The sequence below is a fragment of the Novosphingobium album (ex Hu et al. 2023) genome, assembly GCF_022832385.1.
In the GTDB taxonomy this organism is placed as follows: domain Bacteria; phylum Pseudomonadota; class Alphaproteobacteria; order Sphingomonadales; family Sphingomonadaceae; genus Novosphingobium; species Novosphingobium album.
On record NZ_JALHLE010000010.1, the window covers coordinates 50,569 to 67,129 of the forward strand.

The 16,561-nt window shown below is 66.4% G+C and carries 21 protein-coding genes; 20 read left to right on the plus strand and 1 reads right to left on the minus strand.

The window, feature by feature from the left end:
- Window positions 1–84 precede the first annotated feature (84 nt).
- Complete coding sequence (locus MTR64_RS08840; RefSeq protein WP_243992924.1) at window positions 85–807, plus strand: IclR family transcriptional regulator; 723 nt, start codon at window positions 85–87, stop codon at window positions 805–807.
- A 7-nt stretch (window positions 808–814) separates the two neighbouring features.
- On the opposite strand, the gene MTR64_RS08845 is transcribed toward MTR64_RS08840, so the two are convergent.
- Complete coding sequence (locus MTR64_RS08845; RefSeq protein WP_243992969.1) at window positions 815–1,453, minus strand: YqaA family protein; 639 nt, start codon at window positions 1,451–1,453, stop codon at window positions 815–817.
- A 301-nt stretch (window positions 1,454–1,754) separates the two neighbouring features.
- On the opposite strand from MTR64_RS08845, the gene MTR64_RS08850 reads away from it, so the two are divergent.
- The 19 genes from MTR64_RS08850 to MTR64_RS08940 all read left to right on the plus strand — a co-directional run.
- On the plus strand, window positions 1,755–2,219 hold the full coding sequence (locus MTR64_RS08850) for a hypothetical protein (RefSeq protein WP_243992926.1): 465 nt from the start codon (window positions 1,755–1,757) through the stop codon (window positions 2,217–2,219).
- The gene (locus tag MTR64_RS08855; RefSeq protein WP_243992928.1) at window positions 2,206–3,531 is read left to right on the plus strand and encodes a DNA-packaging protein; all 1,326 of its coding nucleotides are present in this window, start codon (window positions 2,206–2,208) and stop codon (window positions 3,529–3,531) included. Before MTR64_RS08850 ends, MTR64_RS08855 begins: the two co-directional genes overlap by 14 nt.
- Before the next feature lie 42 nt (window positions 3,532–3,573).
- On the plus strand, window positions 3,574–4,731 hold the full coding sequence (locus MTR64_RS08860) for a phage portal protein (RefSeq protein ID WP_243992930.1): 1,158 nt from the start codon (window positions 3,574–3,576) through the stop codon (window positions 4,729–4,731).
- Window positions 4,728–5,036 (plus strand): DUF6127 family protein, encoded by a 309-nt coding sequence (locus MTR64_RS08865; RefSeq protein ID WP_243992932.1) that lies wholly within the window; start codon window positions 4,728–4,730, stop codon window positions 5,034–5,036. Before MTR64_RS08860 ends, MTR64_RS08865 begins: the two co-directional genes overlap by 4 nt.
- Window positions 5,036–5,527, plus strand: a complete 492-nt coding sequence (locus MTR64_RS08870) for an HK97 family phage prohead protease (RefSeq protein ID WP_327194261.1) — start codon at window positions 5,036–5,038, stop codon at window positions 5,525–5,527. The genes MTR64_RS08865 and MTR64_RS08870 overlap by 1 nt, the downstream gene beginning before the upstream one ends.
- 34 nt (window positions 5,528–5,561) lie before the next feature.
- Entirely contained in the window at window positions 5,562–6,695 is a 1,134-nt protein-coding gene (locus MTR64_RS08875; protein ID WP_419144930.1) for a phage major capsid protein, read from the plus strand.
- Between the two features lie 76 nt (window positions 6,696–6,771).
- Window positions 6,772–7,320 (plus strand): head-tail connector protein, encoded by a 549-nt coding sequence (locus MTR64_RS08880; protein WP_243992936.1) that lies wholly within the window; start codon window positions 6,772–6,774, stop codon window positions 7,318–7,320.
- A complete protein-coding gene (locus MTR64_RS08885; protein WP_243992938.1) occupies window positions 7,317–7,493 on the plus strand; it encodes a hypothetical protein in 177 nt (58 codons plus the stop codon). Before MTR64_RS08880 ends, MTR64_RS08885 begins: the two co-directional genes overlap by 4 nt.
- Window positions 7,494–7,496: 3 nt before the next feature.
- Window positions 7,497–7,886 (plus strand): DUF3168 domain-containing protein, encoded by a 390-nt coding sequence (locus tag MTR64_RS08890; RefSeq protein WP_243992940.1) that lies wholly within the window; start codon window positions 7,497–7,499, stop codon window positions 7,884–7,886.
- A gap of 114 nt (window positions 7,887–8,000) precedes the next feature.
- Complete coding sequence (locus MTR64_RS08895; RefSeq protein ID WP_243992942.1) at window positions 8,001–8,408, plus strand: phage major tail protein, TP901-1 family; 408 nt, start codon at window positions 8,001–8,003, stop codon at window positions 8,406–8,408.
- Window positions 8,408–8,740 (plus strand): gene transfer agent family protein, encoded by a 333-nt coding sequence (locus MTR64_RS08900; protein ID WP_243992944.1) that lies wholly within the window; start codon window positions 8,408–8,410, stop codon window positions 8,738–8,740. The genes MTR64_RS08895 and MTR64_RS08900 overlap by 1 nt, the downstream gene beginning before the upstream one ends.
- The gene (locus MTR64_RS08905) at window positions 8,737–8,940 is read left to right on the plus strand and encodes a phage tail assembly chaperone (RefSeq protein ID WP_243992945.1); all 204 of its coding nucleotides are present in this window, start codon (window positions 8,737–8,739) and stop codon (window positions 8,938–8,940) included. The genes MTR64_RS08900 and MTR64_RS08905 overlap by 4 nt, the downstream gene beginning before the upstream one ends.
- Window positions 8,930–9,499: a tail tape measure protein gene (locus MTR64_RS08910; RefSeq protein ID WP_243992947.1), complete on the plus strand. Its 570-nt coding sequence runs from the start codon at window positions 8,930–8,932 to the stop codon at window positions 9,497–9,499. The genes MTR64_RS08905 and MTR64_RS08910 overlap by 11 nt, the downstream gene beginning before the upstream one ends.
- A 15-nt stretch (window positions 9,500–9,514) precedes the next feature.
- The gene (locus MTR64_RS08915) at window positions 9,515–11,848 is read left to right on the plus strand and encodes a DUF2460 domain-containing protein (protein WP_243992949.1); all 2,334 of its coding nucleotides are present in this window, start codon (window positions 9,515–9,517) and stop codon (window positions 11,846–11,848) included.
- Window positions 11,845–12,669, plus strand: coding sequence for a DUF2163 domain-containing protein (locus tag MTR64_RS08920; RefSeq protein WP_243992951.1), 825 nt, complete (start codon window positions 11,845–11,847; stop codon window positions 12,667–12,669). Before MTR64_RS08915 ends, MTR64_RS08920 begins: the two co-directional genes overlap by 4 nt.
- Window positions 12,666–13,067 carry an NlpC/P60 family protein gene (locus MTR64_RS08925; protein ID WP_243992953.1) on the plus strand — a complete coding sequence of 134 codons (402 nt, stop codon included), beginning with the start codon at window positions 12,666–12,668 and terminating at the stop codon, window positions 13,065–13,067. Before MTR64_RS08920 ends, MTR64_RS08925 begins: the two co-directional genes overlap by 4 nt.
- 9 nt (window positions 13,068–13,076) lie before the next feature.
- Window positions 13,077–15,272, plus strand: a complete 2,196-nt coding sequence (locus MTR64_RS08930) for a phage tail protein (protein WP_243992955.1) — start codon at window positions 13,077–13,079, stop codon at window positions 15,270–15,272.
- 23 nt (window positions 15,273–15,295) lie between these two features.
- Entirely contained in the window at window positions 15,296–15,754 is a 459-nt protein-coding gene (locus MTR64_RS08935; protein ID WP_243992957.1) for a DUF2793 domain-containing protein, read from the plus strand.
- A gap of 192 nt (window positions 15,755–15,946) precedes the next feature.
- The coding region (locus MTR64_RS08940) for an outer membrane protein (protein ID WP_243992959.1) at window positions 15,947–16,561 on the plus strand (615 nt) is incomplete at its 3' end.

Sequence of the window (16,561 nt, forward strand, 5' to 3'; positions counted from 1 at the left end):
CTCCCAAAAACGCAAAACCGATTGCCACATGTATTACTTAGTAATACGATGTGTTGTATAGTGATACGATAGTGCGAGGAACCCTTGACCGTCAAGCGAAGCCGCAGTGCCGCGCGCATGCTTACCGTGTTCGAAACGATCGCCCACGCCCAGCCGGTAGGGGTCAGCGCGCTCGCGCGGCTGCTCGAAGCAGACAAGAGCGCGGTGCAGCGCGACCTGATGACACTGGCAGATGCCGGATGGATTCGCCCGGCGCCGGGACTTTCAGGCCAATGGGAACTCTCGCCCCATGTCCTCACGCTGGCCCGCCCGCCGCACAGCAACGAGGGACTGCGGCTGCGCGCCGGGCCAGTGCTCGAACGGCTGCGCACCGAAACTGGCGAGACCGCCTACCTGGCAGTGCCCGACGGCCATCATTTCGTGGTGATGGCCGCGGCCGAGAGCCATCACCTGCTGCGCATGGTCCCCGCGATCGGTATCGTGATCCCCTTGCACGGCAGCGCCACCGGGCGCGCTGTGCTGCCCTACCTGCCCTCAGAAGAACAGGCGCGGTTTCTCGGCGCGGCCCCCGGCGCGCTGGCCGAGGCAGAATTCGCCCTCACACGGGAACGCGGCTACGCGGTCAACGACGAGGAGCTGCAGCCCGGCGCGGTGGCCATGGCCTCGGCCATCCTTGGGCACGAAGGCGCGCCGGTCGGCACGCTGGTCCTGACTGGTCCCGCCGAACGCCTGGGGATCGAGCGCCGCGAGGCCGTGGGCGCGCTGCTGCGCGACGGCGCGCGTCAGCTGGCGTCGGAGCTAGGCTGAGCCCGGATCAGTGCAACGTGGCCATCGTGGCCGAAGCGCACTTCTCGCTGGTCTGCTGCGACCCGCCACCGGTGAAGGCAACGGCCAGGAAGCCGAGGATGATCAGCGCCACGAAGCCCACCGTCACCAGCCCCAGGTACTTGTCGATGAAAGCCTTAATTGGCGCACCGAACAGGCGGAACAGCACGCCGACAATCATGAAGCTGATCGAGCGCGACACGATCGAAGCACCGATGAACACCAGCAGGTTCATGCCAATGAACCCGGCTGTGATGGTCAGAAGCTTGAACGGGATCGGCGTGGCGCCCTTCACCACGATGATTTCGGCGCCGTATTCGCGCAGATAGCAAGCCGCCTTGGGAAAGCTGTCCGCGAGCCCCAGCGCGCGCAACATGGCTTCGCCGAATGCCTCGAATGCCAGGTGGCCGATCGCATAGCCGAGCAGTCCGCCCGCGACCGAAGCCAGCGTGGCCACCACGGCAAACCTGATCGCCTTCTTCGGTTCGGCCAGGCACATCAGGCCAAGCAGCGGGTGCGGAGGAACCGGGAAGAAGCTGGCTTCCATGAAGGCAAAGGCTGCCAGCCACCATGCCGCATGGCGGTGCGCCGCCTTTTCCATCGTCCAGTCGTAAAGGCGGCGCAGCATCAGTGTCTCCGGAAAGTCGCAGGTGCGGTGCTTACCGGCCACGCTGCGCTGCGGCAAGCGCGAACCGGTTAACGAAAATAACCTATTTGGTTTCCAGTCTTGACATCGTCACGCTATTTAGGTACATATCAGGAACATTGCGAAAGACCGAGTCGCCGACCGATCCTCTCCGGCAAGAGGAAGGCGGGTGACAACCCGTCGCAGCCTCACTTCATAACGATAGTCCCCTTCACCGCCCGCTGCGGTCCCCTCTCCCTTTGCCGGGCAGGACATTGCCTTGCCCCCTCTCAAGGAGCCTCCCATGGCCAAGCAGTCCGCACGTCTGCGGCCAAGCCAGTGGCGCAAGCCGTTCCTCGCCGAACTGGCGGCCACATCCAACGTTTCGGCAGCGGCCCGCAAAGTGCAGATCGGCACCGCGCGGGCCTACGAACTGCGCCGCACCGATCCCGAGTTCTACCGCGAGTGGCAGGAGGCGCTGTGCGAAGGCTACGACCATCTCGAAATGAGCCTGCTGCAGCGCCTGCGCGAAGGCGAGATCAAGCCCGCGCCGGGCGCCAAACGCGGCACCCGGGTGTTCGACAACGCCACCGCCTTCCGCCTGCTCGTCGCCCACCGCGAAACGGCAGCGCGCCAGAGGGCTATCTACGAGAACCGCAATTCCGAAGCGATCCTCGACGCCATCAACGCCAAGATCGAGAAAATGCGGGAACGCCGCACGAACGCGCTTCCGGCACCGCAGGACGCAGGCAGCGATGGAGCTGAGTGAACAACTCACCATCCTTGAGGCGCTGCCGTTCCCGGAACGGCGCCGCAAGCTCGGCACACTCAATGAAAAGGAACGCGAGGAACTGGGAACCCATTGGAAACTCTGGGCCCGTCCCGCTCAGCTCCCGCCCGCAGGAGACTGGCGCACGTGGCTGGTGATGGCCGGGCGCGGCTTCGGCAAGACGCGTGCCGGGGCCGAATGGGTTCGCGCGGCAGCCGATGCCGATCCCGGCGCGCGCATCGCACTCGTCGGCGCATCGTTGCCCGAAGTGCGCGCGGTGATGGTGGAGGGGGAAAGCGGCTTGCTCCCGGTCTGCCCCCTGCGGCACCGCCCCCTCTATGAGCCGAGCCTGCGCCGGGTGATCTGGCCCAACGGTGCGCAGGCGCAGCTCTATTCGGCCGGTGAGCCGGAATCGTTGCGAGGGCCCCAGCACAGTCATGCCTGGTGCGATGAGATCGCCAAGTGGAACAATGTTTCCGAACGCGCCACCCGCGCGTGGGACAACCTGCTGTTCGGCCTGCGGCTGGGCGAGCGACCCCGGCTGATGGCCACTACCACGCCGCGCGCGGTGCCGCTGCTACGGCGCCTGCTGGACGAGGGCGGAGACGATCTTGCCGTCACCAATGGCCGGACCGAGGATAACGCCGCAAACCTGCCCGCGCGCTTCGTGCGCGATATCCGCCGTCAGTTCGGCCGCTCCCTGCTCGGTCGGCAGGAACTGGACGGCGAATTGCTGGAAGACGTGGAAGGCGCGCTGTGGACGCGCGCCCTGATCGAGCAATGCCGGGAGACGGAGGCACCGGAGCTGGTCCGGATCGTCGTTGGCGTCGATCCGCCCGCGTCGAGCGGCGGCGATGCCTGCGGGATCGTGGTCGCCGGACGGGCGATGGATGGAAGCGCCCATGTGCTCGCCGATGCCTCGGTTGAGCGCGCCAGCCCCGAACGGTGGGCGCGCGCTGTCGCCCGGGCAGCCGGGGTCTGGCATGCCGACAAGGTCGTGGCCGAGGCCAATCAGGGCGGCGCCATGGTGGAAAGCGTGCTACGCGCCGCGGAACTGGCGCTACCCCTGAAGCGGGTCCACGCCAGCCGGAGCAAGGCGGCCCGCGCCGAGCCTGTCGCCACTCTCTACGAGGCAGGCCGCGTGCGCCACGCAGGGACATTCCCGGTGCTGGAAGACGAGATGTGCGGGCTGGTCGCCGGCGGGGCCTATCAGGGCCCGGGCCGCTCGCCCGACCGGGCCGATGCGCTGGTCTGGGCACTGGCCGAACTGATGCTGGGGCACAGTACCGAGCCGAAAATTCGCATGACGTGAAGATCCCGCCTGACACCAACGGGACCTTGAGAAAGGGATAAAATGTCCTTCATCCAATCACTCCTTTCCGCCTTCAAGGGCGGAAGCGCCCGCGTGCCTCTCGCGCGCGGACCGGCGTCGCCCTGGTTCTTTGCCGACAGCAGCAGCGGACGGGCGCCGTTCGACTACAACACCGCCGTACGCCGCGCCTATCTGGAGAATCCGGTGGCACAGCGCGCGGTGCGGCTGGTTGCCGAGGGGATCGGGGGGGCGCCGCTGAAACCAGCAGATGATGCGCTCATGGCACTCGTCAGCGAAACCAGCGCCGGGCAGTCGCTGCTCGAAACGCTCTCCGCTCACCTGCTGCTGCACGGCAACGCCTATGTGCAGGTGCTGAAAGACGCACGCGGGCACCCCGCCGAATTGTTCGCCCTCAGGCCCGAACGTGTCTCCATCGTCGCAGGCGAGGACGGCTGGCCCGTCGCCTATGCCTATGACGTGGCCGGGCGGCGCCTGTCGATTCCGCTGCTGGACGAGGACGCCTCGCCCAACCTGATCCACATCCGCCATTTCCACCCGGCGGACGATCACTACGGCGCCGGGTGCCTCACCGCTGCCGATCAGGCGGTGGCCACGCACAATGCCGCCGCGAACTGGAACCGCCAGCTGCTCGAAAACGCCGCCCGGCCCTCGGGCGCGCTGGTCTATGAAAACGGGGACGGCAGTGGCCTCACCAGCGACCAGTTCGAACGGCTCAAGGCTGAACTGAGCAGCACTTTCGCAGGCGCCGCCAATGCGGGCCGCCCGATGCTGCTCGAAGGCGGGCTCAAGTGGCAGGCCATGGCGCTGAGCCCGGCGGACATGGACTTCGCCACGCTCAAGGCCGCCGCCGCGCGCGACATCGCGCTCGCCTACGGGGTGCCCCCAATGCTGCTCGGCCTGCCAGGCGACTCGACTTACGCGAACTACCGCGAGGCCAACCGCGCGCTCTGGCGGCTTACCCTGCTGCCGCTGGCCGCCAAGATCTTCGCCGCATTGGACGAAGGATTGGCATCATGGTTCCCCGATGCCCTGCTCGCCGTCGACCTCGACCGCGTGCCTGCCCTCGCCGAAGACCGCGAACGGCTCTGGGCGCAAGTGAGTGCAGCAGACTTCCTCGACGTGCAGGAGAAGCGCGCCCTGCTCGGCCTGTCCGCGAAAGATGGAAAGAACATTTCATGAACACAGATAACATGCTGGCGGCCCTTTTGGCCCAGGCGATCCACGAGGGCAGCGATCTCGTCACCCTGCGCGCCGTGGTCGAGGAAGCGAGCGAGCTTGGCGCGGCGCGCACGCTCGAACGCATCGGCCTCGACGACGAGACCGCGCACGAGGACCTCTCCGAACTGCGCGAGCTGCTGCAGGCCTGGCGCGATGCCAAGGCCGGGGCGCAGGCCGCCGCAATCGGCTGGATCGTGCGCGGGCTGCTGGCGCTGCTGCTGCTCGGCATCGCGGTGCGGCTCGGCGCGATGGAACTGCTGCGGTGATGCGCGGGATGCCCTTCGACAAGCTCAGGGCGAGCGGAGAAACAAAGGACGCCTCTGACCTCACCCCGCTCATGCTGAGCTTGTCGAAGCAGCGGCAAGCTCTCCGCTTCGCCGGTTACGCCGCCTTGTTCGGCAAGCGCGACGCCGGGCGCGACGTGATCCGGCCCGGCGCCTTCGCCCGCACGCTGGCAGAGCGCCGCGATCCCCTGCCGCTGTTCTGGCAACACCGCGCGGACCTGCGTGTCGGCTGGGTGGAAACAATAGCCGAAGACAAACGTGGCCTGCGGGTGATCGCCTCCGTCGACAATCCCGAGGGCGCGGCAGGCCGTGCGGTGCAGCGCGGCACCGTAAGCGGGCTCTCGTTCGGCTACCGCGCCCGCGACAGTGTTCGCACTGCGGAAGGCCGCGAGCTGATCACCGTCGATCTCTTCGAAGTGAGCCTCGTCACCCACCCGATGCAGCACGACGCACGGGTGCATCTGATCACCTGACTGCGACTGCCCTCCCCACCCCCACGAAAGGTCTATGCCCATGGATACCCCCACAGAACCGCTTGATGCCTCGTTCGATCTCGTCACCCGGCAGGACGCCACCGAACAGGCCGTCGAGGCGCTGCGCGGCGATGTCGACGAGGTGAAATCCCGTCTTGATCGCGTCAGCCGGGCTGCCCGCCCCGCGCTCGACGGCAGCGCAGCGCCCAGCCTCGAAGTCAAAGGCTTCGTCGAAGGCTACCTCCGCCGGGGCCGCGAAACCGAGCTGAAATCGCTGAGCAGCGCGAGCGGCACCGAGGGCGGCTATACAGTGCCGCAGGAAATCGATGCTCTGATCGCTGCACGGCTCAAGAGCATCAGCCCGATCCGCTCGATCGCCCAGGTCGTGCAGACCGGCAGCGCGGGCTACCGCAAGCTGATCACCACTGGCGGCACCGCCTCTGGCTGGGTCAGCGAAACCGCGGCGCGTCCAGAAACCGCAACACCCGAATTCGCCGAGATCGCGCCGCCTTCTGGCGAGCTCTACGCCAATCCCGCGGCCAGCCAGGCCATGCTCGACGATGCCATGTTCGATGTGCAGTCCTGGCTGGCCGACGAGATCGCGATGGAATTCGCCCGGGCCGAAGGCGCGGCTTTCGTCAACGGCAGCGGCACGAACCAGCCCAAGGGCTTTCTCACCGGTGCCACCAGCGCCGCCGATGATGCCGCGCGCGCATTCGGCACGCTGCAGCATATCGTCTCGGGTGAAGCCGCGGGTCTTGGCAGCACGATCGAACTGGTGCTGATAGACCTCGTCCATGCGCTCAAGGCCGGGCACCGGCAGGGCGCGAGCTGGGTGATGAACTCGGCGACGCTGGCCGAAGTGCGAAAGCTCAAGACCAGCGACGGTGCCTTCCTGTGGCAGCCGGGACTGGTGGACGGCCAGCCGGACCGCCTGCTCGGCTATCCGGTTGCCGAGGCCGAGGACATGCCCGACGTCGCTGCTGATGCCTGCCCGATCGCCTTCGGCAACTTCCGCGCCGGCTACCTGATCGCCGAACGCAGCGCGACCGCGATCCTGCGCGATCCCTTCACCAACAAGCCCTTCGTCCACTTCTACGCGACCAAGCGGATCGGCGGACAAGTCCTCGATTCGGACGCGATCAAGCTGCTCAAGATCGCGGCCTGACGCTGCGATCGCGCCCGCGGCTGCCGTCCCCTCCGGCGGCGCGGGCGCCCCTTTTCCTTCCTGACCGGAGACGCCCATGAACCGGGTCATCCTTTCACGCCCGGCCCTGCCCGGCACGGCATTGGCCGAGCTCAAGCAATGGCTCGGCATAACAACGGCAACGGACGACGCACCGCTGCTCTCGCTGCTCACCGCCGCGCTCGACGTGTGTGAGGCCTTCACCGGGCAAATGCCTCTGGAGACGGAATGCGAGGAGGTGCTGAGCGCCGATGCCGGCTGGCACACGCTCGCCACGCGGCCAGTGCAGGCGATCGGTTTGGTGGAAAGCCTCGATGCCAGCGGCAACCGCACCGCCCTCGATCCTTCGGCCTATGAAATAGACCTCGCGTCCGATGGCACCGGCCGCGTGCGCCTGCCGCTGTTGGACAGCACAACCCGGATCGTCGTCAGCTTCACCGCCGGTCTGGCGGCAGACTGGGATGCTCTTCCCGAATCGCTGCGCCACGGGTTGATCCGCCTTGCCGCGCATCAGCATCGTGAACGGGAGGCCGGCGGCGCAGCGCCGCTGCCCCCCGCTTCAGTAGCGGCACTGTGGCGGCCCTGGCGGCGGATGCACCTGACATGAGCGGCGCATGGATCGGGGTCCGCGCAGGCTTCGATGCTCTCGCCACGCAGTTGGTACGGCGCGCCCGCACGCTTGCCGCCGCACATCTGCAAACGCGCGTTCTGGCTGCGCGGGGTGATGAGACCCGCTGGCGCCGCCCGGACCTCATCTGGCCGTTGTTCACGAAGGGATAGCTTATGGAAATCGCCCTGCGTGCCGCTCTGCTGAGCTGGCTGGCGGCCGACGCAACGCTGTCCGGCCAGCTCAATGCCATCACCGAGGAGGTGCCTTCGCGCACCAGCCTGCCCTGGCTGGCGATCGCCGCCAGCGCCAGCGCCGACTGGAGCTGCAAGACCGCCGCGGGCCGCGAAGTACGCGTGGCGCTCGAACTGCATTGCCGGGGCGACACCCCCGATGCCGCGGCCGCGCTGGTATCAGCGATCGAGGCGCGCATCGAAAGCCTGCCGCGCACACAGGCGGACTACTCGATCACCACGATCCAGTTCCTGCGCGCCCGCGCCGAGCAGCGCGGCGAGAGCCGCCGCGCGATCCTGCTCGAATACCGCTTCCGCCTGATCGCGGCGTGATGCGCGGAACCATCCTTCGACAGGCTCAGGATGAGCGGAAGAAGGAAAACACATTGTCCCGATCCTGCTCAGGCTGAGCTTGTCGAAGCCCCACCTTTCTAAAGGAGCCCCGCTATGACCGCCCAGAAAGGCAGTGCCTTCCTTCTCAAGATTTCCGATGGCGGCGCGCCCGCCACATACCAGACTGTCGCCGGGCTGCGCACCACGCAGATGTCGGTGACAGGCGAAGCCGTCACCGTCACCAGCAAGGACAGCGGCGGCTGGCGCGAATTGCTCTCGGGTGCGGGCGTGCGCTCCGTATCGGTGAGTGCTGCCGGGATCTTCCTCGGCGGCGCAGCCGAAACGCAGATTCGCGCCAATGCAATGGCCGGAACCATCGACGACTACGAACTGAGCTTCGAGGATGGCGAGAAATTACGCGGCCAGTTCCTCGTCCAGCGGCTCGACTATGCCGGCGATTTCAACGGAGAGCGCAATTACACGCTCCAGCTTGAAAGCTCGGGCGAAGTGGCGACCGTTTGATGCCCCTTCGACAAGCTCAGGATGAGCCGGCCAATCCCTTGCGCGGTGAAGCCATGCTGGTGATCGGCGGCGCTGCCCATGTCCTGCGCCCGAGTTTCTCGGCACTCGTCGCGGCAGAAGAGGAACTTGGCCCTCTCTTCGCGCTGGTCGAACGGGCGGGTGCTGGCGAACTGCGCCTCGGCGAGATGGCCGCGCTGTTCTGGCACTGCCTTGTCCGTCGCGACGAAGTTTCGCGCGAGGCGGTAGCCACTGCCGTCATGGCACAAGGCCTTGCAGCCTGCGCCGCGCCGCTGCGAATGCTGCTGTCGCAGATCCTGAAAGGCACGGGGTGAGCCCCGCGTGCTTCGCTCCGGCGGCCCTGACCCTGTGTGCGCTCGCCGCCCGCATTCTCCACTGGCGGCCGCACGAGTTCTGGGCCGCAACACCCGCGGAGCTGGCCGCCGCACTGGGCCTGCTGGCCCCCGGCACAGCCCGGTCCGGGCTCGACCGCGAAACCCTGCAAAGGCTGATGGAGCACGATCATGACCGATGAAATCGACAGCCTGCTGGTGGACGTCCGCGCCAGTACGGACGGCTTCGCCCGTGACATCGCGACGAAGCGCAGCGCGGTGGATGGCGATCTCGTGCCCGGTTTCACCAAAGCGGGCGATGCACTCGAAAAGGGCCTTGCCGGGGCCATCCGCAGCGGCAGCCTGGGTTTCGACGATCTGAAACGCGTGGCCTTGTCCGCGTTCGACGAGATCGCCGCCCAGGCCGCGCAGACGCTGGTCTCATCCATCGGCGGCAGCCCTTCCGGCAGCAACGGATTCTTCAACTTCGCAGGGCTTCTGTCCAGCGTGCTCGGCCTCCCCGGCCGTGCGACAGGCGGCAATGTCTCCCCCGGCCGCGGCTATGTGGTGGGCGAGAAGGGACCTGAACTGTTCGTTCCCACGTCGGCTGGCCGCGTCGAAACCAGCAGCGCACCTGCCAGCCGCGATGTGCGGGTCGCGATCAATGTCACGGCCCCGCGCACCAGCAGCACGCCGCAGTCGCTCCAACGTTCCGCCCGGCAAGTCGCGAGCGCGGTCCGCCGCGCACTTTCCGGCAACTGACCGGAGCACACCCCCATGGCATTCTGGCTTGCAAGCAAGCGTCAGGGTCAGGCCAGCGACTGGATCATGCGCTTCGATCCGCGCTTCTGGACCGTCAATTTCCCGCGCCCGATGATGGCCACAGTCGTATCGACCGGCCCGGATACGCTGCGCGTGGATGCCTCGTTCCTGCGCAAGGGCGATCTCGGCGGGCTGATCTGGGCAAGCGTGGACACGCTCGATCACCCGCTGCTCGCCTACAGGACGGACCGCAACTACGCGCATACTTCGCTGCGTTTCCGCTGGCGTTCGGGCGGCGTTCTGCCACTCGATGCCGTCTATGGCCCGACGCTGACGATCGAAGGGCGCGACGAAAACGGTGATGCCCGCACTTGGTACGTACGGCTATGGAATTACGCTGAGGGCACTAGCGAAGACGCTGAGATTACCCTCGACTTCGCCGATCTGGAGGCCGGGTTCTCGCTGCCGGGCAAAACGGTCTGGCCCGGCGATATCGACCGCATGTTCATCTCCTTCGCGCCGCCCGGTTATGACGGCAGCGCAGATCCGCTGGACGCCGAAGCCGAGGGCTGGATCGAGATGACCGGAATCACAACCGATGGTGCCCGCGCCATGCTGGAGACCGGTGACGTCATGGTGCCACCGCATGGCCTCGCGCTGGCCACCGGCTTCGACGATCAGGGCGTGCAAACCCCGGCGCGGCTGCTCAGAAACATCCGCCAGCTGGGCTATCGCGGCTCGGTGATCCTCTACGTGGGGATGAGCCATTACTTCCGGCTGGTCCATGATGCGGGTGCCTATCTCGCCGGGCAGAGTACCGATCCGCTCAACACCCCGGCACGCGCCTGGCACCAGGCTTTCTTCGCCGAATGCAAGGCGATGGGCTTCAGCCCGGTCGCATCCCTGTCATACGAGGTACTGGATCAGCATTGCCCGAACGCATGGAAGCAGCGCGACGGACTGGGCAACCCGGCGCAGACTGGCTGGGATCCACCTTCGACCCTGCTCTCGCCTGCGAACGGCGATGCCATGGGCTGGCTGCAATCGGTGGCCAGCGCCTTCACCGGCCTGATGATCGAGGCAGGGGCACCGGTACGCTTTCAGGTCGGCGAGCCGTGGTGGTGGACGTTTCCCGACGGGCGCATCTGTCTCTACGACGATGCCGCCACCACCGCTTTCGGAGGATCACCGCCAGCAATCCCCGACATGCGCGCCAGTCTGGACACGGCGCAGACGGACCTGCTCGATGCCGCAGGCGCGCTGCTGGCGCAATCGACCGCCGATCTGGTGAGCGCGGTGCGCGCGGCAGCCGATCCCGCGCCCACCGAAGCGCTGGCACTCGTGTTCACCCCGACGCTGCTCGCCGCGGACATGCCAGAACTGAAGCGCGCGAACCTGCCGCTGGGCTGGGCCGCCCCCGCATTCGACCGGCTGCAGGTGGAAGACTACGACTGGCTGACCGCAGGAGCCGACGGGTTGCGCCGGAAATCCTATACCGAGGTGAATACCCGCCTCGGCTATCCGCCTGCGGAGCAGGACTACCTCGCGGGTTTCGTGCTTGATCCCGCCGACAGCGGCCAATGGCGCCTAATCGATGCAGGGATCGACGAGGCACTCTCCCGCGCTCCCCACGAAGTGGCGGTCTGGGCGCTGCCGCAGATCGCCCGCGACGGATACGTGCGCTTGCCCTCTGCCGCCAATTCAGGAGCCGACGTCATGCAGGCCTTCGATGATGTTTCCTACCCGCTCGCACTGGGACGCGACGCCATGGTCACGCCCGAATTCTCGACCAGTGTCGCCGTGACCGCATCCGGCTTTGAGCGCCGCAACAGCCTGTGGTCGAACGCACGGCTGCGCTTCGATCTCGGGCCCGGTGTGCGGTCGGAAGCCGAGATGGGCGTGCTGATCGCCTTCTACCGCGCGCGCCGCGGCCCCGCGCGCGGGTTCCTTCTACGCGATCCCACGGATTTCAGTTCGAACGGCATGACCGGCACGCCCACTGCGTTCGATCAGGTTCTGGGCACCGGCGACGGGCTCGCGACCGAATTCGCGCTGGCAAAGTCATACGGAGACGGTGAAGACCCGCAAGCCCGCAGGATCACCCGGCCGGATTTCGAAACGATCCTCGTGTCCATCGACGGCGCCGTGCAGGCCGGAAACTGGACGTTCGGCGATCTGGGCATGATCGCCTTCGACGATCCGCCACCCGAGGGTTCGGTAGTTCGCGCAGGATTCCTGTTCGATGTGCCGGTGCGCTTTGCCGAGGATCAGCTGGAAATCTCCGGCGCAGCCTTCGCGGCGGGCGAGGCCCCCAGCGTGCCGGTGGTCGAAATCCGGGAGGCATCATGAGCCGGGTCTGGTTTGCGGCGGATCTCGAAACCGCCGCCACGTTCTGGCGCATCCTGCGCCGTGACGGAGTGACTCTCGGCTTCACCAGTCATGACCGCGACTTGTGGTTCGACGGCGTGCTGCACCGCGCCTCGCCCGGAATGGTGCCCTCGGCGATCCGCCGGTCAGCCGATTTCGAACCCGACAGCGCCGAAGCACGCGGCGCCATCACGCACGAGGCGATCACCAGCGCAGATCTAGCCGCCGGCCGTTTCGACGGCGCGCAAGTGCGCATCGGCGTGGTGGACTGGGAGAGCGGCGAACACGAAGTCCTCTATGCCGGGACGATGGGCGCGGTCTCGGAGGAAGACGGGCAGTTCACGGCCGGTCTCGCCTCGCGCAAGGCTGAACTGGAGCGCGATTTCGTGCCGCGCACCAGCCCCTCGTGCCGTGCGGCCTTTTGCGGGCCGGGATGCAATCTCAACGCGCCCCTTTTTACCCATGAAATGACACTGGCTGCGCTGGATGAGGCCGCCAATTCCGCCACGTTAGAAGAAGCGCCTGATCCAGCCATTTTCGCGGGCGGGACGCTGCGCTGGCTCGACGGGCCGCAGGCGGGCCTGACCGCGGGAATCATGGCAAATGACGGCTCCGGCGGCCTCGTCCTTGATGTTCCCATCGACACCACTGCCGCAGCCGGAACCCGCGTTCTGTTGCGCGAAGGGTGCGATCACACGCTCGAAACCTGCGCCACGCGATTTGGCAATGCCGTCAATTTCCGGGGCGAGCCGTTCCTGCCGGGCAATGACTTGCTCACGCGCTATCCCGGGCCGGTCCAGTGACCGGTTCCGGACTCGCGCTAGCGGCCCGCGAATTGGTTGGCGTTCCGTTTCGCCTGCATGGGCGGGATCCGCGGTCGGGGCTTGACTGTATTGGCGTGCTGGAAGCGGCGTGCTCTGCCTGCGGGATCACAACGCGCCTCCCCGCGCGCTACACCTTGCGCTCGCGGCGGCTGCCTCCTCTGGCTGACATCGCGGCCCGTCTTGGCCTGTTCGAAACACACGGACAGCCCGAACCGGGCGATGTGCTTTTCGTCCAGCCCGGCCCCTGCCAGCAACACCTGATGATTGCGACGGGACCATGCCGCTTCGTCCATGCCCATGCCGGGCTCCGGCGTGTCGTTGAAGGCCCCTTGCCCGCAGGCTGGGCTGTTAGCCGCCATTGGCGTCCCCTTCCCTGAGGAATTGACATGGCCACGATCGTTTTCGGCACTCTGGGTACGATCCTGGGCGGCCCGGTTGGCGGTGCCATCGGCTCGCTGATCGGGCGGCAGGTGGATACATCCCTTTTCGGACCGTCCAGCCGCAAGGGGCCGCGCCTGACCGAACTGGCAGTCAGCGCCTCCAGTTATGGCGAAGTACTGCCCCGCCACTTCGGACGGATGCGCGTGGCCGGCTCGATCATCTGGGCGACCGATCTCGTCGAGCACAGCGAAACGCAGGGAACCGGCAAGGGCTCTCCTTCCGCCACAACTTACAGCTACACCGCCAATTTCGCTGTTGCACTCGCCAGCCGCCCGATCCTCGGTATTGGCCGCATCTGGGCTGACGGCAAGCTGCTGCGCGGCGAGGCGGGCGACCTCAAGGTGGCGGGCACACTGCGTATCCACACAGGCGTGGGCGACCAGCAGCCCGATCCCCTGATCCTGTCTGCCGAAGGTGAGGCCCGCTGCCCCGCCTGTCGCGATCTGGCCTATGTGGTCTTCGAGGACCTCGATCTTTCGGAATACTACAATCACATTCCGGCCCTGACATTCGAAGTGATCGCGGACGAGAGCTTCGATCTTGCGGACGTTATCGGCGACCTAGCCGACGATACCGACGCTGCCGTCCCACTGGAAACCATCGCCGGTTTCTCCAGCAGCGGCCCGCTAGCCGAAAGCCTGCAAGTGCTCGGCCAGATCTTCCCGCTCGGAGCCGACGCCGGTGGCGAACAACTGGTGATCGCGCGCGAACGGCTGCAGGACAGCGCCGTCATGCTTCCCGAAGCAGCCGTCTCGGCAAGCGATGAATCCTTCGGCGGCGCGTCCGGCTTCACCCGCCACCGCGAACCGCCACCTGAAAGACCATCCTCGGTCATGCGCTATTATGATGTGGGCCGTGACTACCAGGCCAGCGTCCAGCGCGCGTCAGGACAGGCTGGTCCGGGCGAGCCGGAAACGATCGAATTGCCCGCCGCGCTCGACGCCGCCTCTGCCCGGGCGTTGATCGAGCAGAGTGCACGCCGGATCGACTGGACCCGTGACCGGATATCGTGGCGCACCTGCGAACTCGATCCGGCCGTTGCACCGGGCTCCATCGTCACGGTGCCCGGCATCGCCGGACGTTGGCGGTTACGCGACTGGGAGTGGCGCGAAGGCGGCGTCGAGCTCACCCTGGAACGGGTTGCTCCGGCTGGAGCCGATGTCTCCCCTGACCTGTTGGCCGATGCCGGACGGGCCAATCCTGCACCCGACGAACCGCTCGGCACCACCACGCTGGTTGCCTACGAATTGCCGCTCGACAGCACCGGCGCGGGCCTCGACACGCCGCGCCCCTTTGCCGCCGTTTCGAGCTCGACCGCGAACTGGGCCGGCGCCGCCCTCTATGCCGACCATGGCGATGGCGACCTGCATCCGCTCGGACAGAGCGGCCGCACACGGAGTGTGACCGGCACCGTCACCGCCAACCTACCCCCCGGGAATCCGCTGTTGCTCGACCGCGTTTCGCAGCTTGAGGTCGCGTTGGGCGATCCGGCCATGCAGCTTGTTTCGGCCACCATGGAGCAGCTTGCAGACGGCGCGAATCTCGCAATGGCCGGGGAAGAGATTCTCCAGTTCGCCCATGCCACGCCGCTGGGTGATGGAACCTGGCGCCTGGAAGGGCTTCTGCGCGGACGCGGCGGCACCGAATCGGCCATCACCGCGCATGTGATCGGCGAACCGTTCGTCCTGCTGGATGCCCGCCCGGTGCCACTCGATCCGTCCGTGCTCGGCAACAATAGCGGCCGGCAGGTCGCCGCCGTGGGCCGTAACGACCCCGAACCGGTGACAGTGCCGGTACTGCTGAGCGGCATTACCTTGCGCCCGCTCGCCCCCGTGCACCCGCGCCGGACCATCCTTGCGGACGGCGCCTGGCGTCTGAACTGGACCCGGCGGGCCCGCGGTGGATGGCAATGGCAGGACGGGATCGACATGCCCCTCGTCGAACAGACCGAAACCTATCTCGTCACGCTCGGGCCCCTCGATATGCCAGCGGCGCTATGGTTCCTCGGCGAGCCGCAACTCGACATTTCCAGTGCACAGCTTTCTGACCTGGCCGCCCTCGCACCCGGCGGGCAACTCCGGGTCCGCCAGCAAGGAACGCACGGGCTGTCCGAGCCCCTTTCACTTTGCACCCTTCCCTGAAAACCGCAGAACAGGAGTTTCCCATGAGCGATCCCGTGGTGTTCGAGAGCGCCAGTCCTCGATTTGCCCTTCCCCTGCTCTATTCCGGGCAGGCACAGAAGGAGACTTTCGTGAATGAGGCTTTTGCGACAGCTGATGCGCTGCTTCATTGCAGCATCGAAGGCGAGACCGCCACGCCGCCCGCATCGCCGGAAGACGGGCAGAACTGGCTCGTGGCAGCCGGTGCGTCAGGAGAATGGGAGGGCCTCGACCAGACGCTGGCCTGCCGTCAGGCCGGAAACTGGCTGTTCGTCACCCCGCGCGACGGCATGCGCGTGTTCGACATTTCCTCCGGCCAGGAACGGCTCTATTTCGGCTCATGGAAAAAAGCGTCGCTCGTCGCGGAACCTGCCGGCGGCACGACCGTTGATGTGGAAGCCCGGGCAGCACTCAGCGAACTGATCGTTGCCCTGCGGGCCGCAGGTATCTTTCCGCCGGTTTAACCAATTGTAAACACACAGGGGACGTTCCGTGCCGTCGATTTTCCGTCAACTTGGCAAAATGGAGATCCAAGCCCCCGAAATAGCGACATTATTGCAACAGTCGCTGTCATTGTGCGCTTGCGCCCGGTTTCCGGAGGGGTTAGATACTCCGCGCACTCGGTGGCTCCACATCTCTACTAGTAGGGGAAACGTATGAGGAAACTCGTCATAGGGCTGGCGCTGGCATCTACTGCTATCGCTACTCCCGCTTTCGCACGAGACAATGCTTGGTACCTTGAACTCGACTTCGGCGGCATGATCGTTGAAGACGCCGATGTTGACGTCGATGGCGTCAGCAACGTCGATACTGCAGAATTCAAGGCCGGGTTCGACGGCGGTGCCGTTGTCGGTTATGACTTCGGTGGTTTCCGTCTGGAAACCGAAGCCAGCTATCGCCAGGCCGAGGTCAAGTACACCGGCGGGACTGATGCCAGCAACCTGTCGTTCATGGTCAACGGCCTGCTCGACTTCGGTCCCGACGATGGCCTTCAGGGCTTCATCGGCGGCGGCGTAGGCGTCGCCCGCGTCGATTTCGATGCACTCGACGACTCTGACAGCGGCTTCGCCTGGCAGGCGATTGCCGGCATTCGCGCCCCGATCAACGATCACTGGGACGTGGGCGTGAAGTATCGCTTCATGAACGTCAATAATGTCGATCTGGTTGACCCCACCGGCGCCTCGCTGAGCACCCGCTGGCGTTCGCACTCGCTGATGGGCACCCTGGCGTACAACTTCGGCGAACCGGCTGCTCCTCCGCCGCCCCCGCCG